This window comes from Novosphingobium terrae, assembly GCF_017163935.1.
Lineage (GTDB): Bacteria > Pseudomonadota > Alphaproteobacteria > Sphingomonadales > Sphingomonadaceae > Novosphingobium > Novosphingobium terrae.
Genome location: NZ_JABVZR010000002.1, coordinates 1,368,201 through 1,385,760 on the forward strand (window position 1 = coordinate 1,368,201; position 17,560 = coordinate 1,385,760).

15 protein-coding genes and 2 pseudogenes are annotated in these 17,560 nt (G+C 56.7%); 9 read left to right on the forward strand and 8 right to left on the reverse strand.

Annotated features, from left to right (window positions below; genetic code table 11):
- Positions 1-59 precede the first annotated feature (59 nt).
- From HGK27_RS24185 to HGK27_RS24220, 8 genes and pseudogenes are all read left to right on the forward strand, one after another.
- Entirely contained in the window at positions 60-1,067 is a 1,008-nt protein-coding gene (locus HGK27_RS24185; protein WP_206243394.1) for a patatin-like phospholipase family protein, read from the forward strand.
- Positions 1,068-1,220: 153 nt separating this feature from the next.
- Positions 1,221-1,853 (forward strand): hypothetical protein, encoded by a 633-nt coding sequence (locus HGK27_RS24190; RefSeq protein ID WP_206243395.1) that lies wholly within the window; start codon positions 1,221-1,223, stop codon positions 1,851-1,853.
- A 52-nt stretch (positions 1,854-1,905) separates the two neighbouring features.
- Complete coding sequence (locus HGK27_RS24195; protein WP_206243396.1) at positions 1,906-2,499, forward strand: hypothetical protein; 594 nt, start codon at positions 1,906-1,908, stop codon at positions 2,497-2,499.
- Positions 2,500-3,263: 764 nt separating this feature from the next.
- Positions 3,264-4,790 carry a peptidoglycan-binding domain-containing protein gene (locus HGK27_RS24200; protein WP_206243397.1) on the forward strand — a complete coding sequence of 509 codons (1,527 nt, stop codon included), beginning with the start codon at positions 3,264-3,266 and terminating at the stop codon, positions 4,788-4,790.
- Complete coding sequence (locus HGK27_RS24205; protein ID WP_206243398.1) at positions 4,787-5,413, forward strand: hypothetical protein; 627 nt, start codon at positions 4,787-4,789, stop codon at positions 5,411-5,413. Before HGK27_RS24200 ends, HGK27_RS24205 begins: the two co-directional genes overlap by 4 nt.
- Positions 5,395-5,811 carry a hypothetical protein gene (locus tag HGK27_RS24210; protein WP_206243399.1) on the forward strand — a complete coding sequence of 139 codons (417 nt, stop codon included), beginning with the start codon at positions 5,395-5,397 and terminating at the stop codon, positions 5,809-5,811. Before HGK27_RS24205 ends, HGK27_RS24210 begins: the two co-directional genes overlap by 19 nt.
- A 63-nt stretch (positions 5,812-5,874) precedes the next feature.
- A pseudogene (locus HGK27_RS24215) lies at positions 5,875-6,256 on the forward strand (transposase); the annotation flags it as partial.
- Between the two features lie 351 nt (positions 6,257-6,607).
- Entirely contained in the window at positions 6,608-7,108 is a 501-nt protein-coding gene (locus HGK27_RS24220) for a hypothetical protein (protein ID WP_206243400.1), read from the forward strand.
- An 85-nt stretch (positions 7,109-7,193) separates the two neighbouring features.
- On the opposite strand, the gene HGK27_RS24225 is transcribed toward HGK27_RS24220, so the two are convergent.
- Together HGK27_RS24225 and HGK27_RS24230 are read right to left on the reverse strand one after the other, a co-directional pair.
- A complete protein-coding gene (locus HGK27_RS24225) occupies positions 7,194-8,846 on the reverse strand; it encodes a hypothetical protein (protein WP_206243401.1) in 1,653 nt (550 codons plus the stop codon).
- Positions 8,846-10,012 (reverse strand): hypothetical protein, encoded by a 1,167-nt coding sequence (locus tag HGK27_RS24230; RefSeq protein ID WP_206243402.1) that lies wholly within the window; start codon positions 10,010-10,012, stop codon positions 8,846-8,848. The genes HGK27_RS24225 and HGK27_RS24230 overlap by 1 nt, the downstream gene beginning before the upstream one ends.
- 411 nt (positions 10,013-10,423) lie before the next feature.
- Between HGK27_RS24230 and HGK27_RS24235 the strand changes: the two genes are divergently transcribed.
- Entirely contained in the window at positions 10,424-10,948 is a 525-nt protein-coding gene (locus HGK27_RS24235; protein WP_206243403.1) for a hypothetical protein, read from the forward strand.
- Between the two features lie 319 nt (positions 10,949-11,267).
- Here the strand turns inward: HGK27_RS24235 and HGK27_RS24240 are convergent, their stop codons facing one another.
- From HGK27_RS24240 to HGK27_RS24265, 6 genes and pseudogenes are all read right to left on the reverse strand, one after another.
- Positions 11,268-11,657 (reverse strand): SRPBCC family protein, encoded by a 390-nt coding sequence (locus tag HGK27_RS24240; RefSeq protein WP_206243404.1) that lies wholly within the window; start codon positions 11,655-11,657, stop codon positions 11,268-11,270.
- A 158-nt stretch (positions 11,658-11,815) separates the two neighbouring features.
- Positions 11,816-12,901 carry a YncE family protein gene (locus tag HGK27_RS24245; protein ID WP_206243405.1) on the reverse strand — a complete coding sequence of 362 codons (1,086 nt, stop codon included), beginning with the start codon at positions 12,899-12,901 and terminating at the stop codon, positions 11,816-11,818.
- 156 nt (positions 12,902-13,057) lie between these two features.
- The gene (locus HGK27_RS24250; RefSeq protein WP_241127435.1) at positions 13,058-14,143 is read right to left on the reverse strand and encodes a YncE family protein; all 1,086 of its coding nucleotides are present in this window, start codon (positions 14,141-14,143) and stop codon (positions 13,058-13,060) included.
- 96 nt (positions 14,144-14,239) lie between these two features.
- A pseudogene (locus HGK27_RS31175) lies at positions 14,240-14,419 on the reverse strand (IS6 family transposase); the annotation flags it as partial.
- Between the two features lie 116 nt (positions 14,420-14,535).
- On the reverse strand, positions 14,536-17,163 hold the full coding sequence (locus tag HGK27_RS24260) for a TonB-dependent receptor domain-containing protein (protein ID WP_206243406.1): 2,628 nt from the start codon (positions 17,161-17,163) through the stop codon (positions 14,536-14,538).
- Between the two features lie 87 nt (positions 17,164-17,250).
- Complete coding sequence (locus HGK27_RS24265) at positions 17,251-17,484, reverse strand: hypothetical protein (protein ID WP_206243407.1); 234 nt, start codon at positions 17,482-17,484, stop codon at positions 17,251-17,253.
- Positions 17,485-17,560 lie beyond the last annotated feature (76 nt).

The following is a 17,560-nucleotide window of genomic DNA, read 5'->3' on the forward strand; positions in this document are numbered from 1 at the left end:
GCTTGGCGGCATTCGCTTGATGGGGACCGCCATCAGGGAATCGAGAAGGAGGCAGTTTCATGGTGAAGCGTATCTTGTGCATCGATGGAGGCGGCATTCGCGGTCTCATTCCGGCCATGATCCTGGCGGAACTAGAGACGCGGATCGCAACAGTGGCAGGCAATCCCAAACCGCTGCATGCCTGCTTTGACATGATTGCGGGCACCTCGACCGGCGGCATCATTGCGGCCGGTCTTACCGCTTCGTCCGGCCCGGTGCATGCCCCCCAGGCGGCATGCACCGCCCAGGCGCTGGTCGATCTTTATGTGAACCAGGGTGAAACAATCTTTCCTCAGGACATCTTCCAAAAGGTTCACCTGCTCACCGGCGCCAAATATGACGCGGGTCCGCTGGAGGGCCTTCTTCTCAAGGCCCTGGGCGAAGCAACCACAGGCACGGCACTGACGAATGTGGTCATGCCAGCGTATGACATCTATAACAGGCAGGCTGTCTTTCTCGCTGGCGGCCCCGCTTATGCCGTGCGCAATCCGGCTGAAGCTGTGTATTACATGCGTGATTGCGCGCGTGCGACATCGGCCGCCCCAACCTATTTCGAGCCAGCTCACACCCCAGTTGTCGGTACGCAGAATTATCTTTCACTGATCGACGGAGGTGTTTTCGCCAATGATCCGGCGATGTGTGCCCTGATCGAAGGGATGAAACTTGGATGGACGATTGACCAAATCGAAATGCTATCGATCGGGACAGGCAGCCAAAACAGGCATTATCCCTATTATGAGGCCAGGCACTGGAATGTGATCGATTGGATCAGCCCGGCCAAAGGCTCTCCGATCCTCTCCATCTTGATGCAGGGTGCATCCAGCACCACGGCCTATCAACTCAAACATATGCTCAATGGAGGGGAGGATGCCGGGCGCTACACGCGTATTGATGGCGACATCGAGCATGCGAATGACGAAATGGACGATGCTTCGCCGGACAATATCGAAATGCTGAAGAATCTTGCGACAGGCTGGATTAAAACAAATAGCGGGGACATAGATGCGTGGTCGGAAAAATTAAAATAGACAATTGCAGATAGAAATTTCTCTATAATCGAAGAATTTTATTCAGGCTATGGATTTTTTCACTTACGTGGCCCCCTGTCATGATGCAGGCTGCACTCATGGCATGACAGGGAAAGAGAAGCGAAACCGGCAAAGCAAACGTGGCGGAGGCTTATGATGCAAAAGATCAGCATGATTGCCGTGATTTCTGCAGCCTTCATTAGCTCGATTGGCGATATCAGGGCAGCAGTTCCTCCCGTTGTCAACGCATGCAACTCTGAAATCAAAGATCATTGTGTCGCGAGCGGAGCAGGAAGAAATGGACGTTCAGAGAATATAACGAAAGATGCAGAGCCTGGCGTGTTGGGCCAAGCTGAGGGCCGAAATGATGTCGTAAATGATAAGAATTATGGCGCAATTATTGTTGATGAGTCCGTAAAGGCATTGGGCACCGCCTATCAAAAGGCGAAATCGATCATCACTGATTCCTCGGTTCAGCCAGACGAGGAGCGATCGTCGCCATCAACCCTTGGCGGAAGGGCCGATATAGCCGATAGCTCACTGTCTGCTCCGGCCTATGCGCTCTCTTCATCGAATGCTTCCGGGGATCCTGTGGCTGAAACGAGTGCTTCGCCCGAAAATGAGCCGGTGATCGCGGCAAATCCTGTGCAGGCATTTGCCGATATGGTGCGCAGCGTTTCATCCGGTGCGCCTGCCATGTATCAAGGCAGGGACAACAATCTTCAGAAAAGAACAGCGCCAGTATCGCGAGGGACCCAAAAATGCACGCATGACGTGGGTTGCTAAGTTTCTGGTCATCCTTCAGCGAGTGTAGACTTAAAGACAACATGAGGGAAGTATGAACAATAGCAGGGCTTCGCTTTTGACAACAATCGCTGTCTGCATGATGGCGCTTCCATCGTTCGCGCATGCGGACCCTTCCAGTAACCAGCGGCTTGGCTCTGGGCCCAGCATCGACGAAACTTCCAACTATATTTCAAATCAAATTAAAATTCAGGGGATCATACAGTCATTCGCGCAATTTTCCTACAGCGGTGGTGATGGCGCCGGGGTGCTTAACTACCGATATAAGGAGGATTACAATCCCACACCGAATGGGTGCAAGTTCAACCTTTACAACCGGGAAAATAATCAATATATTAATATTGACTTTTCTCAACTGCAAAGGGTCGACATCATTTCTGGTCAGGAACTGGCTTATAATTCTGTGGCGAAAGACAATCATAATGTGATGATCAAGCCTCTATCACCGCTAACGCCTGCACTCTTTATCGTCAGGGCAAATTTTGTTTCAAATATGCTTTCGGCTCAAGGGGCGAGTCAGAGCTCACTCGATATAGCGTTCCAGGATCACGATACTGCTTTGCGAGTTTCGAAAGCGATCGTGCACGCCAATGACCTTTGTGGCGGTCGAAAGGATCAGCCTTTTTGAATATATGTGGCAAAAGACATTCAGAGCGTTTTGCGAAAATATTGGATTCAAAATCGCATCATCTGAGATGATATATTACTACAGTTCGATGAGTTGGAAGGCGTCAACGATTTTTTCTGCTAAAGATTTTATAGTACGCGCTGCTGGCGTGTTTTGATCCCCGCCGCTGCTGTGAAGGGTTTGACTCCTTACCGGCGGATGAACTTCCAGAAAAGCCGTTTCGATACGGATAGTAGTCGGACCATCCGGCAAAGATGCAGGGGAGGCTGTGATCGCCTCCGAAGGCTTCGCAGGCGCGGCCGCATTCACTTGCGAAAGCACCATGTATTCGGATGCAATATTAGCAAGGTAGGCGGAACATGAAATCCCGGTACCGCTCCCAATCCCGTAGCAGCGACGCGGTACGGCAACGCCCCGGTCCCTCGCGCACACCCAAGAATAGCCAAAAATGAGGACTGCACTCGCAATCCAGATCATTCCAAATAGGTTAATGCATGCCTTCAAGAACATGCCGAAATGTCGACCTTCTCGAAGGAAAGAATAATAGTAATAGCCAATCTCTCAGACTTTATCTGTGAAGGTCGATTGATGACCAAACCATCTTGAAAAATCTGTACTGCACAATATATATTTCCAAAATAGATTATGGTTCGATTCGCAAAAAATTTTTGCCGAAAGCTCCTTATGCCTTCGAAGGCGATCTAGAATATCCAAAAATTCCATATGAAAATCAATATTCGCTGATGCTTTAAAGGGGGGCGTAGGTGATGTGGATCAAACAGATTGTGAGGCATGCCTTGCATCTTTTTGCATTGCTCGCACTGGCTGCAATTGGCATAGCAAGCCCGGTTCAAGCTGCAGCCCAGCGAATGGGAATAGGCGCAGGCACATATCGCCTCTCGCCCCACGGCTCAACAACGGTGCCTGCGTTCTGCTTCGACTACACGCGCGAAAGTCCCTCGACCGGGAATAGCCTGGATACGGTGCTCACTGACACCAATTCAGCCATCGCAACGGTTGGCGATCGTCGTATGCCGCTCCAAGAAGCGATCGCGAAAGGCCTGGTCCGTGTTAACGGTACTCAAGGTACCCTCGCCGATCTCATACACGCCGTTGGGCATGCAGCCAGCAGCTCCAGAATGCCCCTGGACCAACGTTTGGAAGCACAGCGCATAAAGGCCAAGTGGGATCACCTGACCGCCTCCCAGCGCGCAGGCATGGAAGCGGAATTCGCGCTGCGAAACCCCCAGCTTGGCAGTCACACGCGCCTTAATTTTTCGAGCAACAGTGACCAACCGGTGGCAATTACCTTCGCTAATACTGCAATCTTGGGCACGGCCGCTGATCGTAAACTAGCGGTTCCTGACTTGCAGGTAACGAGCACCCGCTCCCATGATGCCGAACAGGAGCATATTTGGACTGAGATGAACCAGCGCAATCTGAGCTTGCTTTCTCAGGCCGGATACGGGAGCGGCGCAGCAGACTTAAAGGCGATTGACCCACATGCCTTAGCCGCAGTTTTTCAGCGCGATCATAACCTTCCCGTGACCGGGCAGTTCGACCCCCTCACCGAGAAGGTGCTTGTTGAGGAGGGGCGACAGGGAGCAGCCCTGAAACGCATCAATTCGCGGGCCGACCGGCGCTATTCGGTGCTTTACGTTTCGCCAAATCGCAGGGGAGTTGACGGTGGTTACAGAGTTTCAAGTGGCTTCGGTCTCCCAAGGCCAACCACGACCATAGATGAGATGATGCGGGTGATGCACGGCCAGTTGCCCGTCTCGACTGAGCGGGTCTATCTCGTTCCGCGCGGCATGTCCGATGAGGAGATTGGCCGCTTGGCAGCGTCGGCACAAATATATTCGCGGTTCGGCACCGAAACACGGCCGACTGTTGGCGTATTGAAAGTCGCAGGCGCTGCCGATGAAGTCATGTTCAAGCCTATCGCTGATATTGCTATACCCGATGAGATCATCCAGCGAGGCACTGATGCCGCAATCACGCATGAAATCCTTCTCACCGTCAAGACAACCGATGGCGGATCACGCAAAATCAAGGTGGTATCAAAAATCCGAAATTTGCTCGAACGGTTCATTGCCAATCTGCAGGCGCTGATGTCCCATCGCACGTATCAGGCATCCAGTCCCACTCCAGCGCAGATCCTCGCCCTTGCGCTAGAGCAGACCCGCCGCGAAGCGCATATGACTCATCAACAGATGGCTGACAGTTTAAGTCTGGAGACTGCCAACGTACAATTTGGTGTCGCGATAGGATATCGGGTACCACAGGGATGAACAGACCTGTCATTACCCGTCCGCATGATTGGATATTCGCCATTGCGCTACCCGAAAGCGAGGCAGAGTACCGAACGCAATTTGGAGCTCCGGAGCGGTTCGACTTCATTCACCGGATACCGGGTGGCTGGCGCGTGTATGAACGGTCACTGCTTCGCCAAATACGGGATTCTGTCGCATATTACCGATCGCTAGGCGTCATCGTCGAACTCAATTTTACATTCGCCGCCTTCAAGGAACTGGCATGGCAGAGCGGGCCTAACAAGGCCGTCACACTGGTAGCCCATTGGACCTCAGCAGGTGTGGAATTTGTAGATGGAATTGCCCCATTCGATGCAATCGCCAAAGCCGTGCCGGAAACATACAACGGGATAATCGATCTCTGCGTATGCCACCCAGCACCGTTGGTAGTTGCACTCCGCCAGGAGCGGCCAGCAATTCGCGCCATTCGTTTCATTGATGCACCGGCATCACTGCTGCTCTGGCTTCGGCTCTACAAGGCACTGTTTGCGACGCTCGCGACAGAAGAACTAGATGCTTATGGAGCGTTGCAAGGATGGTCATCAGCTATAGTGGACCGCGTTACAAAGGGAAAGGGAAGGGAATGGGCCGTCAAATCGTAAGTAAGGATGACGTCGCTGTCGCTGCGTCCATGGGCACACCATCCGCCATTATCAGGACGCCTGACACATATATCGACCGCCTCATGAAATACATACCACCAGAGGTAGTCGCGGTTTACGCCACGCTGGAGAGCATGATCGGGGCGAATTCAAAAGGCGACGATCTTGTAAGGCTTTCCTGGTTGGTTTTCGCAGTCGTGCTGGTCGCCTGCCCACTTTATTTGAGGCGTTTGGGTGGTGTCAGCAAAAAATTGCAGCTGACCCTATCGACCTTCGCCTTCTTCGTTTGGGCCTTCGCCTATGGTGGACCACCCTTTTCCCTGCTGCAGATTGCACCAATCTATGGAGCTATATTGCTGACGCTCACGACCTTTCTCATGCCAATTATCGAAGCCTAAGAGGCTGTTTGGAAAATCGGCCTATGGAGTGCCAACGGGGTATCAGTTTGATTCAGGCTCTGGATGTTGACGCAGCAGAGCCGGTTTCGGATGCCCCAGATTGCCGAGCAGACGAAGCGCTATCCCAGCGACCTGACTGACGGAATGGGAGTGGATGGTCGCGCTGATGCCCCAGCGGGGGCGTCAGCGCGAGGTCGATTTCCGCGAGGTGATCAATGCTGTGCGCGATCTTGTGCGGTCCGGTTGTGGCTGGCGCATGTTGCCGAGCCATTTCGGTGCGTGGCAGACCGTCTATGGCTGGTTCCGTGCGCTGGCGCACAGGTTTCTGTTCCAGACGATCCATGACATCGAACTGATGCTGGACCGTGAGCGCCAAGGGCGCGAAGCCAGTCCGAGCGCAGTGGTGACGGCGCCCGAAACCTTCGACATTCCGGAGCCCACAACAAATCAGGTATCGCTGATCGCCAGCAAGGTTGGCTGGGGAACGGCCGGTTTGACGTTCGGCGAAGGTTTGCTGAACGCCTGCAAAGTCCCAATGCCGGTCCTTTAGGACTTTCAGAGTCGAAGTGAATGACCGGCAGGTTTTGACGTCGCCATTTTCCTCCGGGGATGACCGGTTTGTCAGCGATATCAATGCATCAATGGAATCCGCCTGCCGAATCGATTAAGCACGTTTATAGCGGGCAAAATTGCCAGAAGACATTGGACGAACATACTCAGCATAGATACTATATCGCAAATTTGAACTGGCTTAGCATATCCTGATATCATCGCTCATTAATATCGGGGCAATGACATGGTCAAATTGATTGGGAAGCTATCAAAACCGCTTTATTTGTGGGGCATTGGCTTGACGGCAGTTTGTTGCGCCATAATGCCAAGTGTGGCCGGAGTGTTGTCAGGAACGTTCTTCGCAATGATTGGGCAAGGTTACTATGTAAATTATGGAGATTACTCACGGATTTCAGGGATGTATCCAGGAACGAAATGCCTAATGTACGCTCCTGGAGAATATATGACGGTCGATGATACACTCCCAACTATGGCGAGTATGTGGTCACAATCCTACGCAGAAGGTTTCAACAAGACCCTCCAATTCGCCTTTCCTCTATTGCTAAAAACCGAATGCGGCGTCGCGCATAACCCTGACTCGCCATTGGCCGAATGCATCCAGATAGCGAAAATGGGTGCGCAGACGCAAGATGAGGCTGACCGAGAAGAGCGCAAGTGTCGAAAAATACATCAAGACTTATTGCGTGCATATTATGCAAGCAACGTCAGCGGAATTCCAAGATAACAGGTCTTTGGCCCAAGGTCAGCTTTGGACGGCCGGATGACGCCGGTTGAAAGGCCGCTTTGTTGCCTACATGAAGATTCGCTCTTCAAGGCATTTGGGCAGCTATACGGTTCATATCTTTGAGGTTCCATTGTGTGCCGTCGGAAAATTCTATGAGTTGAATTCCTCCGCCACTTAAGGTTCCATCGACAATCACGATGCTCGAGGCCTTGCCGATGCTAAGGTTGAAATCGCCATAGCCTTTGGTCAGTTTGACCATGCGCGGCAAGATCGGTGCCTCCAGTTTCAGCACGTTTTTCCTGCCCGGCAGCTTGATGGAATCATGGATCGTTACCTTCCCAACGATGGGACGATAAACAATCACATCGCCGAACCCAGTGCCCGTCACATCACGCACCCCGGTATCAATGATGAACCGACGGCCCATACCCTCGGGGGAAGTTGTGGGCAGGGAAATGTTGGCCTCGATGGCTTTTTGGCGAATGGTAGCCTTGTTCCAAACAGTTCCATCGGCGAATCGCACGAATTGAACGCCCATCTCGCGGCCAGAAATCTCACCAAGCTGTCCAACCAAATCAACGCCATCTCGACCAAAGACCAGGAGACGGAGACTTTGCCCGTAATCAGTTTGCCAGATGACAAATTTTACATCACCAGGCGCGACACCAGGCGGCATTTGTAGAGTGTTATGAGCATGGCCGGAAATATCTTCCTCAACCACGCACATTTCGCCAAAGCCGTCACGATACACAATCGTATCCCCGCCACCATATCCGCGTACAGTTACGCCTAGGCCGACTGCGTCCTCCGGGCGAGGCTTTCGGCCAGTTCCAAGATCGAGCAGCCTGCCCTCCCGATCGTCCATCAGGCTGCCCAATCCGGGCCTGGCAGAGTCGTGCCTGCTCCTCTGAAATAAAGTGTCGCGCGTCCAGACAGTACCATCGGCAAACCGAAAACTCTGTGGGCCATATGTGATGCCCTTACGGCCGGCTCTCATCATAGGGAGATTTATGCTGGAAGCCCGATCAACGACCAGGGCATAACCATCTTCTCGTTCCCACACCTTGACGGTTGAGGGGCGAAATGAGGCAGGCAGGACAACCATGTTATTCGCTATTTCTGAACGCGATGCCATGATGACTGTCGTTTCCTGCCGTCCTTCGGGCACAGTGACGACGTCGTGATCTCCGCTTCCGAACATCGCGATATTGCCGTTGTCACGAATGAAGGCTTGTGTGCCGGGAATGGGGGTGAGCGTAGGCGCGTGGTTAGGCTTCTTTGCCCTGCGTCTTAGCTCGGCCCGTGTCCAGCTGACGCCGCTTATAAAGACAAGCCGCTGGATGCCGAACTGATGGCCGGAAAGATCGATGAACTGCCAAGCGACCTTTACAAAAACATGCGGGGCCATAACTTCCATATCCCCATCAATCGTTTCATAGATGATGACGTCGGAAGGGGATACTGAGGCAGGCAGAACCAAACTGTTGTCGGGGTGGGGGGCTGTCGAATCCTCAACAATCCGTCCCCCCTGATTGAGAAATATGTCATTGTCGGAATTGCCTGGGAGATAGTCTGGGACGACATTGCCCGGTTGGAAGGCAACAGAAGCCGGTGTGCTATTTTCAGCGTCGGATACAGCACTTGAGACGACCGAGCCGGCACCACCTTGCGAGTTACATCCGCTCAGAAGAATCAACAAAACAAGCAGCAGCCCGCTGGTGAAATTGCCAACCCTCACTATTTTTTGTCCTGCTGAATGCGAGTCACCAGTTTCAATTCATCTTGAGACAAGACAGTGCCGGGCGCAGTCGTGTCCTCACCCTGGTCGGTCCATTGCCGTACTGCCCGGAATATGCCGTCAGACCCTGGCTGCCATATTTCCAGCCCTCGTCCCATCTGAAAAGAAGGATCTGTTCCGGCTATGAAGGTGTATTCGAAGATGAAACCAGATCCTAAAGGCCTGATCGCAAGTGGCCTCTCACGACTGTTTGGCCACGCCGATCGGAAGGATTGTGGCAGGGTAGACCAGTTATAAATGGCCTGTCCAGCTGGCGCCCAATCCTGAGTAAGACTGCGAAGATAGGCGTTGTAAGCAAGCTCGGTTCTCCTATTCAACAAGGCGCTGCAGTCACCCTTTTCCCCGAAAACTGTCTGTCGCAGGGCGAGGTCCGCCGCCTTTCTTTGCGCAAGCTTGCCAATGGACAAAAAGAATACTGTTCTTTCTGGGCTTTCATGCAGTAATACGCCGTCCGGCTTCAAGGGTTGTTCAGCCTTCTGGCAATTTTCCGGCTGAGCATCGCAAGACATCTCCTTGCCAATAACGCCTGAAGGTCCTGACCCACGGATGCGCAACAGGGCACCTAAGCGAGCAAGCAAAGCCGCTGCGCCCTTGTCATGCGGATCGATGCTAACACCGATCTCCGAAACACGGGCAATACCACCATCATCGACGAAGGAGAGATAATTGAGTTGGGGATTGCCGGGCTTGAATGGAAGGGTGACCCCGACGGGGATGAGGCGATATTGCGGGCCACGGGCATCGTTGTGGCGTTCCCGGCACCCTTCTTTTGCGAGGCCGGCACGGGCAGCACCTTGCCCGGGGAAATTTCTGGCAAGCACGGCCTCCACCTGATCGCTGGTCATGCCCAATGCGAAGGGGGCTACAACGCCTTGGCTCGGCGCGCTGTGATAAACGTCGCCCAACTCTGCCACCAGCGGCGAGTCCCTCGTATCGACGGTGAGATCAAGATCCGGTGGTAACGGGCGCTCAAAGCTGAACTGACCCTTCGTGGGCCAACCATCAGCCACGAGCTGCGCTTCATTTTTTGGGGGTTGCTCAGCCTCATGACGGCTTGGTTCGTGGCATTGCGTGGCGAGCAGTAGAACTGCCGGAAGGGCACTCATTGGACGCAACATCGAGGGCATGGTCACAACATCGAGCAAAGCGGAACGGAAAAGCGATTATCGGTTGCGACGAATCACGGTCTCGCACAAAATCTCTTTTCTCTCCATAGGCTAAATTCGATAGGGTTGTTCTCACCTATCCGCTGCGCACCTCAAATTTATTTCACTTCGACTTTGGCCCTGAATGTTACTGTCAGCGCTTCGGCGGCAGGCTGAAACCACGATGTGAACCGTACCGCTTTCACCGGTGGTTTCAGCTTCGGAGTGCCGGATGAACGAAGGCCCGCTTTCGGCGCTCATGAATGGAGGTGTGAAGGTCTGCTATGTCAGCGGTTCAGTCTGTCTTCAAAGGCCGGAACGTCAGGGGTTTTTTAATGAGGATGTAAGAAGCGGAGGAAAGGAGTTTGCCCTATGAAGATCGTCCCGCTCACCGTTATGTTGCTGCTTATCGGCGCGGGTTCCTCTGCGATGGCAGACACGACAAAAGATCAATCGAGATCCAGCTCACATATTCCGGCAATGAGGCTCGAGCGACCGGATTGGCAGCCTCTGACCAATGAACAGGTACAGTCCCTGTTTTCCGATCGAAAGCTTGAATTCGATGAGCGTTACGAGCCGTTCCCTGGTGCCAAAGTGAGCGTCAGATATATTGGCGGTTGCCCCCCAATCGAGAGCTTCTTTGCAGATGGCACGTGGCAAATGTATTTTTGTTCGCGTGGGCCAATGACGTTCCACGGACGTTGGACGGTGGAGCCGCACGGGCAGATTGGGTGGCTCTGTGTCCAGTCCGCTGAACGGCCGACCGACTGTCGCGTTGTATGGCAGGGTTCAGCGGTAAACGAGGTCATCATGCAACTCAAAGTTCCAGGTGCTGAACGAATTTGGGGAAGCGATGGCGCTTACAATCCATATCGGCTTGTTTCCGCTGCTAGGTGAAGGCTGCAGACAGATGATGGCGACTTGGTCCGCTTGAAGTATACTCAAAAGAGACTCGCCAAAGTGATGTGGCAGTCAGATCGGCCATCCAAGCGGTCGCAGCCATATGAACGAGCAGCGGCTTTCAGGGATGTGCTTTCGACAGGTGTATGTCGGCTCTGTCAGCGGTTCCCGGCGAAAGACCGGATGGCGCTTCAACCGGCAAGCCTCGACCAACTACGGTCAGACATCTGGAAAAGTTGAATGTCGGGTTGAGCCAGAACCCGACATTCGCCATCGGCTGAGCCAAAGGGCGGTCAGCGCTCATCTGACCGGCACGTCAACTGCCGACGTTCTCGGCCATCCATCGCAGGGTCGCCAGCCACAGGTCGTGGCCACGATGCATCAGGCTCTGGTCGGTGTTGCGCAGATGCGTCGGGCCCTTGCCTTTGCCGACTTCCTCCATCACGTTCATGCAGCCACCTTGGACAGGTTTGAGCAGCCAGGTGTGGTAGAAGGCGGGCGGTTGCCCCGGTGCATAGCCATACCAATCGATCCGGCGCCCTGGCTCGAACTCGTGGACCTGGCTTTCGCTGTCCAGCCCGAAGGTGGTCCAGCGGAAACGCGTGGCCACGCCTAGTTGCGTCTGGCCGCCCAAAAGGCTGCCATTGCTGGAGTTTGCATACCACTTCGGCCAACTCGTCGCATCGACAGTACGGGAGAAAACCATAGAGCGTCGTGGTGCGCTGTTCCGGCGGTTGTGGCTTGCCGTTGGCCAGTCGCCATATCGTCGGGCCTCTAAAAAACGTCCCGCCGGCAGCGATGCCGGCAGGACGCTGACGGATCGGACCCAGGGGGGGACTGATCCGGACGCGCAGCGCTGCGGCTTCAGCGCGCGACGCGGAAAACCAGCAGGCCGGCGCCATCGAGCGCGTTCTTCGGATGGACGGCGTAATATTGCTTGAACTGCGGCACGTAGAGCCCGGTCTTGGCACCGTTGACCGGGGTGCGCAGCAGTTCGACATAGCGGTCCCTGCTTTCCTGCTGGAAGACCGACAGGCCCTGCGCGCCCACGACATAGAGGCGCTTGAGCTCGGGATCCCAGGTCATCGAATCGGTCATGTCGGCGCACGGCACCTGCGCGACGACCGCGCCGGTCGTCGCATCGAGGGCGGTCAGGAGGCCCGGTGCGCGGCTGCCGACGAAGACGAGATTGTTGGCCGCATCGAAGGCCAGCGCGGTGTTGCGGTTCAGGCCGACATCCCAGGTCGCGACGACCGCGTTCTGCTTGAGATCGACCACGCCGATCTGCTTCTTGTCGCGGATGTTGACGAACAGGCGGTTCGTCGCCTCGTCGATCGCCATGGCTTCGAGGTTGTCGCCCTCGACGCGAATGGTGCCGACGATCTTGTGCGTATCGACGTTGATCTTGGCGATTTCGGAATAGGGCAGGTTCGCCGACTTGCCGCCATTGCCGACGTAAAAGATGCGCCGCTTGGCGTCATAGATTCCCGCGTCCGGCGAGTCGGTCTTGCCAGTGACGGAACCGTCGATCAGCGGAACGCGGTCGATCCGGTGCAGATCGTCGGCCGACAGGAACTGCACCGACGAATCGCCGCCGTCGGCAACGGCCAGTTCGTTCTTTTCGGCGATGTAAGCGAGCGTGTGCGGCGTCTTGACCCCGGCGACCGACCTCAGATGCTCGCCCGTGCTGGCCTTGAACATCTCGACCGAATGATGCTCCTCGGCGGCGATGAACAGGCGATCGTGCTTCGGATCGACCGCGAGGAAATCGAAATCGCCTTCGATGTCGGGCAGCGAGGTCATACGGACGAGCTGAACCGGCGCGCGGTCCTTCATGGTGATCGTGACGCTCGGCGCCGGGGCGGCAGGTGTCGCTGTCTGCGCATCGGCGGTTCCGGTCGCGACCGATGCCATCGCAAGCGCGAAAATGGCGATATTCGTCGATTTCATGAATGTGTCTTTCTCGATGGGGTAGATCGAAACTACGTGGCGGGTCGGATCAGGGGACGCATTGGCCCTGCGTCCGGGGACCCCCTGCATTCGCTCGGTACGCGCGGTTGCAGGGGATCGAAGACGCGCCACGGTGTCGCGAGCGTGGGTCTGTGCTCAGCGTGGGACGCGGTAGACCAGCAGGCCGGCGTCATCCAACGCAGTCTTCACATGGGCCACGTAATATTGCTTCAGCTGCGGGATATAGACGGCGGTCTTGGCGCCATTGTTCGGCGTGCGCAGCACCTCGACGTAATGGTCGCGGCTTTCCTGCTGGAAGACCGAAATCCCCTGAAGACCCGAGATATAGACGCGCTTGGCGACCGGATCCCAGATCAGCGAGCCGGTCATGTCGACGCACGGCAGCTGCGCGACGACCGCGCCGGTTGTGCCGTCCAGCACGGTGAACAAGCCCGGCTGACGGCTGCCCACGAACACGACATTGTTGGCCGCATCATAGCCCAGCGCGGTGTTGCGGTTCAGGCCGACATCCCAGGTCGCGACGACCTTGCGCTGGTTCAGGTCGATCACGCCGACCTGCTTCTTGTCGCGGATGTTGACGAACATGCGGCCGTTCGCCTCGTCGATCGCCATCCCCTCGAGGTTGTTGCCTTCGACGCGGGTGCGAGCGCCGATCTTGTGGGTATCGACGTTGAGTTCCGCGATTTCCGAATAGGGCAGGTTCGCCGACTTGCCGCCATCGCCGATGTAGAGAGTGCGACGCTTGGCATCATAGATCGCATCGTCGGGCGAATCCGTTGTGCCGGTGACGGCGCCGTCGGTCATCGGGATGCGCTCGATCTGGTGCATGTCGTCGGCAGAGAAGATTCGCGTAGAGGAATCGCCGCCATCGGTGACGATCAGCTCGTTCGATTCCGGGATGTAAATGATACCGTGCGCCGTCTTCACCCCGCCCACTGAGCGCAGATGCTCGCCGGTGCTGGCCTTGAAGATCTCGATCGTGTGATGCATCTCGGCCGGCACGAACAGGCGATCGTGCTTGAGGTCGACCGCGAAAAATTCGAAATCGCCGTCGATGCCTGGCAGCGACGTGGAGCGCACGAGTTGCAGCGCGGCGGGGTCCTTCATGGTGATCGTGACACTCGACGCAGACGCGGCAGATACCGCAGTCTGGGCGCTGGCGGTGCCCGCAGCAACCGATGCCATCAGCAGCGCGACAAGGGTAAGGTTCGTGGATTTCACGGGGACTTCTTTCGTTTGAGTGTGATGAGGGAGGACGTCGGCGGGTTCTGTCGGAAATTTCCGGAGGTGGTGGAATTTGCTCTTTGCCATCGTTGCTTATGCGGCGAGGCAGTCGAATTGACGGGCGAAGGACGGATTTCGCCCCTCGACGTCTGTTATCTCCATCTGGCCATTGCGTATCATATGAACAAGTTCGATGCCTTCCAGGATGATTGTGGTGCTGGCCATCGGCTTGAGGCCCCGCATCGGACGGGTTCGGCGCTTGATACGCCGATGCCCGCCAGCAGCAGCTTGCGTGAGATGATCGTCACGGGCCAGGAGTGTCCGTTATGGGAATGGGTGACCGGGCAGGTGCAGGGGCTCGGGCACCTGCCCGGTCGGAACGGCGGCGATCACATCTTGAGATCGACACCGAAGAGGTAGGAGGAGCCGAAATACTGCAGCTCGGTGAAGCGCGCCGAGCTCTTGCCCTCGGTCGCCACTTGGTTTTCCTTGGTGATGTTGCGGCCCTGGAAGAAGACCGTGACATGCTTGTTGATGGCGTAGCGCGCGTCGAGATCGAAGTTCAGATAGGGCTGGACATAATTGTCAAGCTCGGGCGTGGAGCCCAGCGAGGTCATCGTCAGACCCTGATAGTTGCCGAAGAGCTGCAGCGACAGCGGGCCACGCTTGTAGAAGGCCTCGACGTTGAAGGTGCGCGGCGTGGTGTAGGCCAGCGTCTCGCGATAGCCGTTGCGGTCGGCACCATGCGAGTCGACATAGGTGAAGTTGCCGCCGATGCCGAAGCCGGACAGCAGGCCGGGCAGGAAGGTGAACTGCTGATGATAGTTCAACTCGAAACCGCGCGCCGAGGCATGGGGGATGTTGCCATAGGTCGAGAAGGTGGCGTTGCCCGCAATGCCTGTGAAGGTGCCGTTGACGGTGGTGGCCACGACGTAATTGCTGAATTCCTTGTCGAACACACCGGCCGAGACGATGCCGCCCAGCGGCAGGTAATATTCCAGGGTGGCATCGAAGTTGTTGCCGGTGGTGGCTTTCAGATCCGGATTGCCCTGGGTGATCGCGGCCGTGCCATAGTTGACGGTCTGGGTGGCGGTCAGCTGGCTGAAGCCGGGGCGGCCGATGGCGGTGGACCAGTTGGCGCGGGCGATCAGATCGTCCGTGATGTTGTAGCGCAGCTGGACCGTGGGGAAGAAATTGCTGTAGCTGCGCGACACCGTGCGCGGGGTGAGGGTGGTGACACCCGAGGCAACGCTGGTCGAGGTGCCGCGATAGATCCCGTCGGTCTCCTCGAAGCGGATGCCGGCCAGCACGCCAAGCTTGTTCCAGCTGGCGGCATACTGGATGTAGCCGTTGTAGACGTTCTCATTGTCGTTGAGGCGGGCCTGCTGGTTGGTGATCGCGTCGGCAGCGGTGTTCTCGGTGATCGAACCGCCGGTGATCAGCTGGCGAATGGCCGCGCCCGACAGCGCCGTGCCGATGTTGTAGGCGCCGTCGAAGATCGTGTAGCTGTTGGTCCCGGCCAGCTGAGCGCCGGTCAGCGAGGGTACGCCGGAATAAGTGTAGGTCCGGTCGTCATGCGTGACCTTTTCCAGGCGCAGTCCGCCGCCCACGCTCAAGGTGCCCTTGACGGCCCCGAAGTCGAGCGGTGCGGACAGGCCGACATGACCCGACCACTGGCCATCGCGATCGTCCTGATAGGCGTTGCTGAGCGAGGTCAGATTGTAGGCCGCGTAATTAGTGACGAGGGCGCCATTGGCTGCCGTCATGGTGGGTAGCTGGGGCGAGGTGACGTTGTCGACATAAACCTGGGTCGAGGTCGGGTTGGTAAGCGTCGCGCTGTAGGAATAGGGCGAATAGAGGCGGTTGCTGGCGTAGGCGCCGAAGTAGTCCAGCGTGATCTTGCCGAGATGGCTCAGGCCGCCGAACTTGTAGAGACGCTCGTCATCATGGATGAGATTGTCATTATACCCCTGCGACAGGCTGGTTGCCGCGTTGAAGGTGCCCGGGGTTGCGGTGTTGAAGGTCTGGTTCGAGAAGGTGTAGAGCAGCTGGTTCTTGACCGGGTGGAAGTCGATGCCCGAGGCGAAGCCCTTGAAATAGAGCGTGGTGTTCTTGTCCACGTCCCAGGAAAAGGTGCCGCCATAGCCGCGACGGTTCTTGGTCTGGGCATATTCCAGCTGCTGGCCTTTGCTCAGCGTGTTGCTGGGCAGCGTGCTCTTGTCGGCGAAGCTCTGCTGGATGTCGTCGAGCTTCATCGAATCGCGCATGTCGGTGACGAAGAAGGTCAGCGCGAAGGGCTGGTCGGCGGTGTTGTTGCGATCGAAGGGATTGCTGTCGAGGCCGAAGCGGATGCCCGCGTTCAGCGTACCCTGGAAGATCCCCATCGGATGCGGCTGATGAAGGCCGCCGGCAACCGTGATGTTGAGGTAAGGGGCCTCACCTGGCGCGATATCGTGCGAGAGCAGGTTGATCTGTCCGCCCAGCGCGACGGCTTCCTGCGCCGGCGTGTTGGTCTTGATCAGCTCCACGCCGCCCACCAGCGGCGCGGGCAGCGCGTCGAAAGGCACGGCGCGGCCCGTCGAGTTGATCGAACCCGATGGCAGCAGCACGCCCTCATAGGTCACGCCGTTCAGATTGGGGTCGATGCCGCGGATCTGGATCGAGCGCGATTCACCGCTCTTGTTGATGACCGAGGCGCCGGGCATGCGGCGGATGGCATCGCCCAACACGAAGTTGGGCATCTGCTTGATCTCGTCCTGAGAGGCGACATTGACCAGATTGGGGGCCTGCTTCTGGATCTTGCGGGCTTCTTCGGGGGTCTGGGCCTGATGGCGAAGCGCCGCGCCAGTCACCAGAATGGCCGAGGAGGTGTCGCTGTCGGCATCCGTGACGGCGGGCGCGACAGTCGCGGCGACGGGCGTCGCGGCCATCGCGGGAAGGGCATAGCCTGAGAGAAGCGCGGTCGAGAGCAGCAGCAGGGGTTTACGCGGCAGGGCGAAGAGCATGGGCAAAGGCATGGAATGTCTCGCTGATGTCGGTGGGTTCCGGGCGCGGCGCAGGAACCCGGCATGGCGCCAGGTGCTGTGCCGACGAGGAAGGATCGATTAAGGCTGGCCAGGCTTGGCTTGGGCGGCGGCAAACTGGTCGCAGCCGCCGTTTTCGTTGTGGGGCAAGGGGGGCGTCTTGAGGGGCGTGACGACAGGCACTGCGCCCATTGCAGGCACGGCGCCGGGCATCAGGGCCAGCGCACAGGCGTTCAGGACTGTCCAGGAGGTGATCACGAAAAGGTCTCCAGAAATCGGCGGCGACTGGCTGTCCACGACCAGCCCGAATGTCACGGGGATGGATCGCGTCGGCTATGGAAAGGGATGATGTGCCGGACCGCATGTGGCCTCTTGCACAGCTGTGCAAATA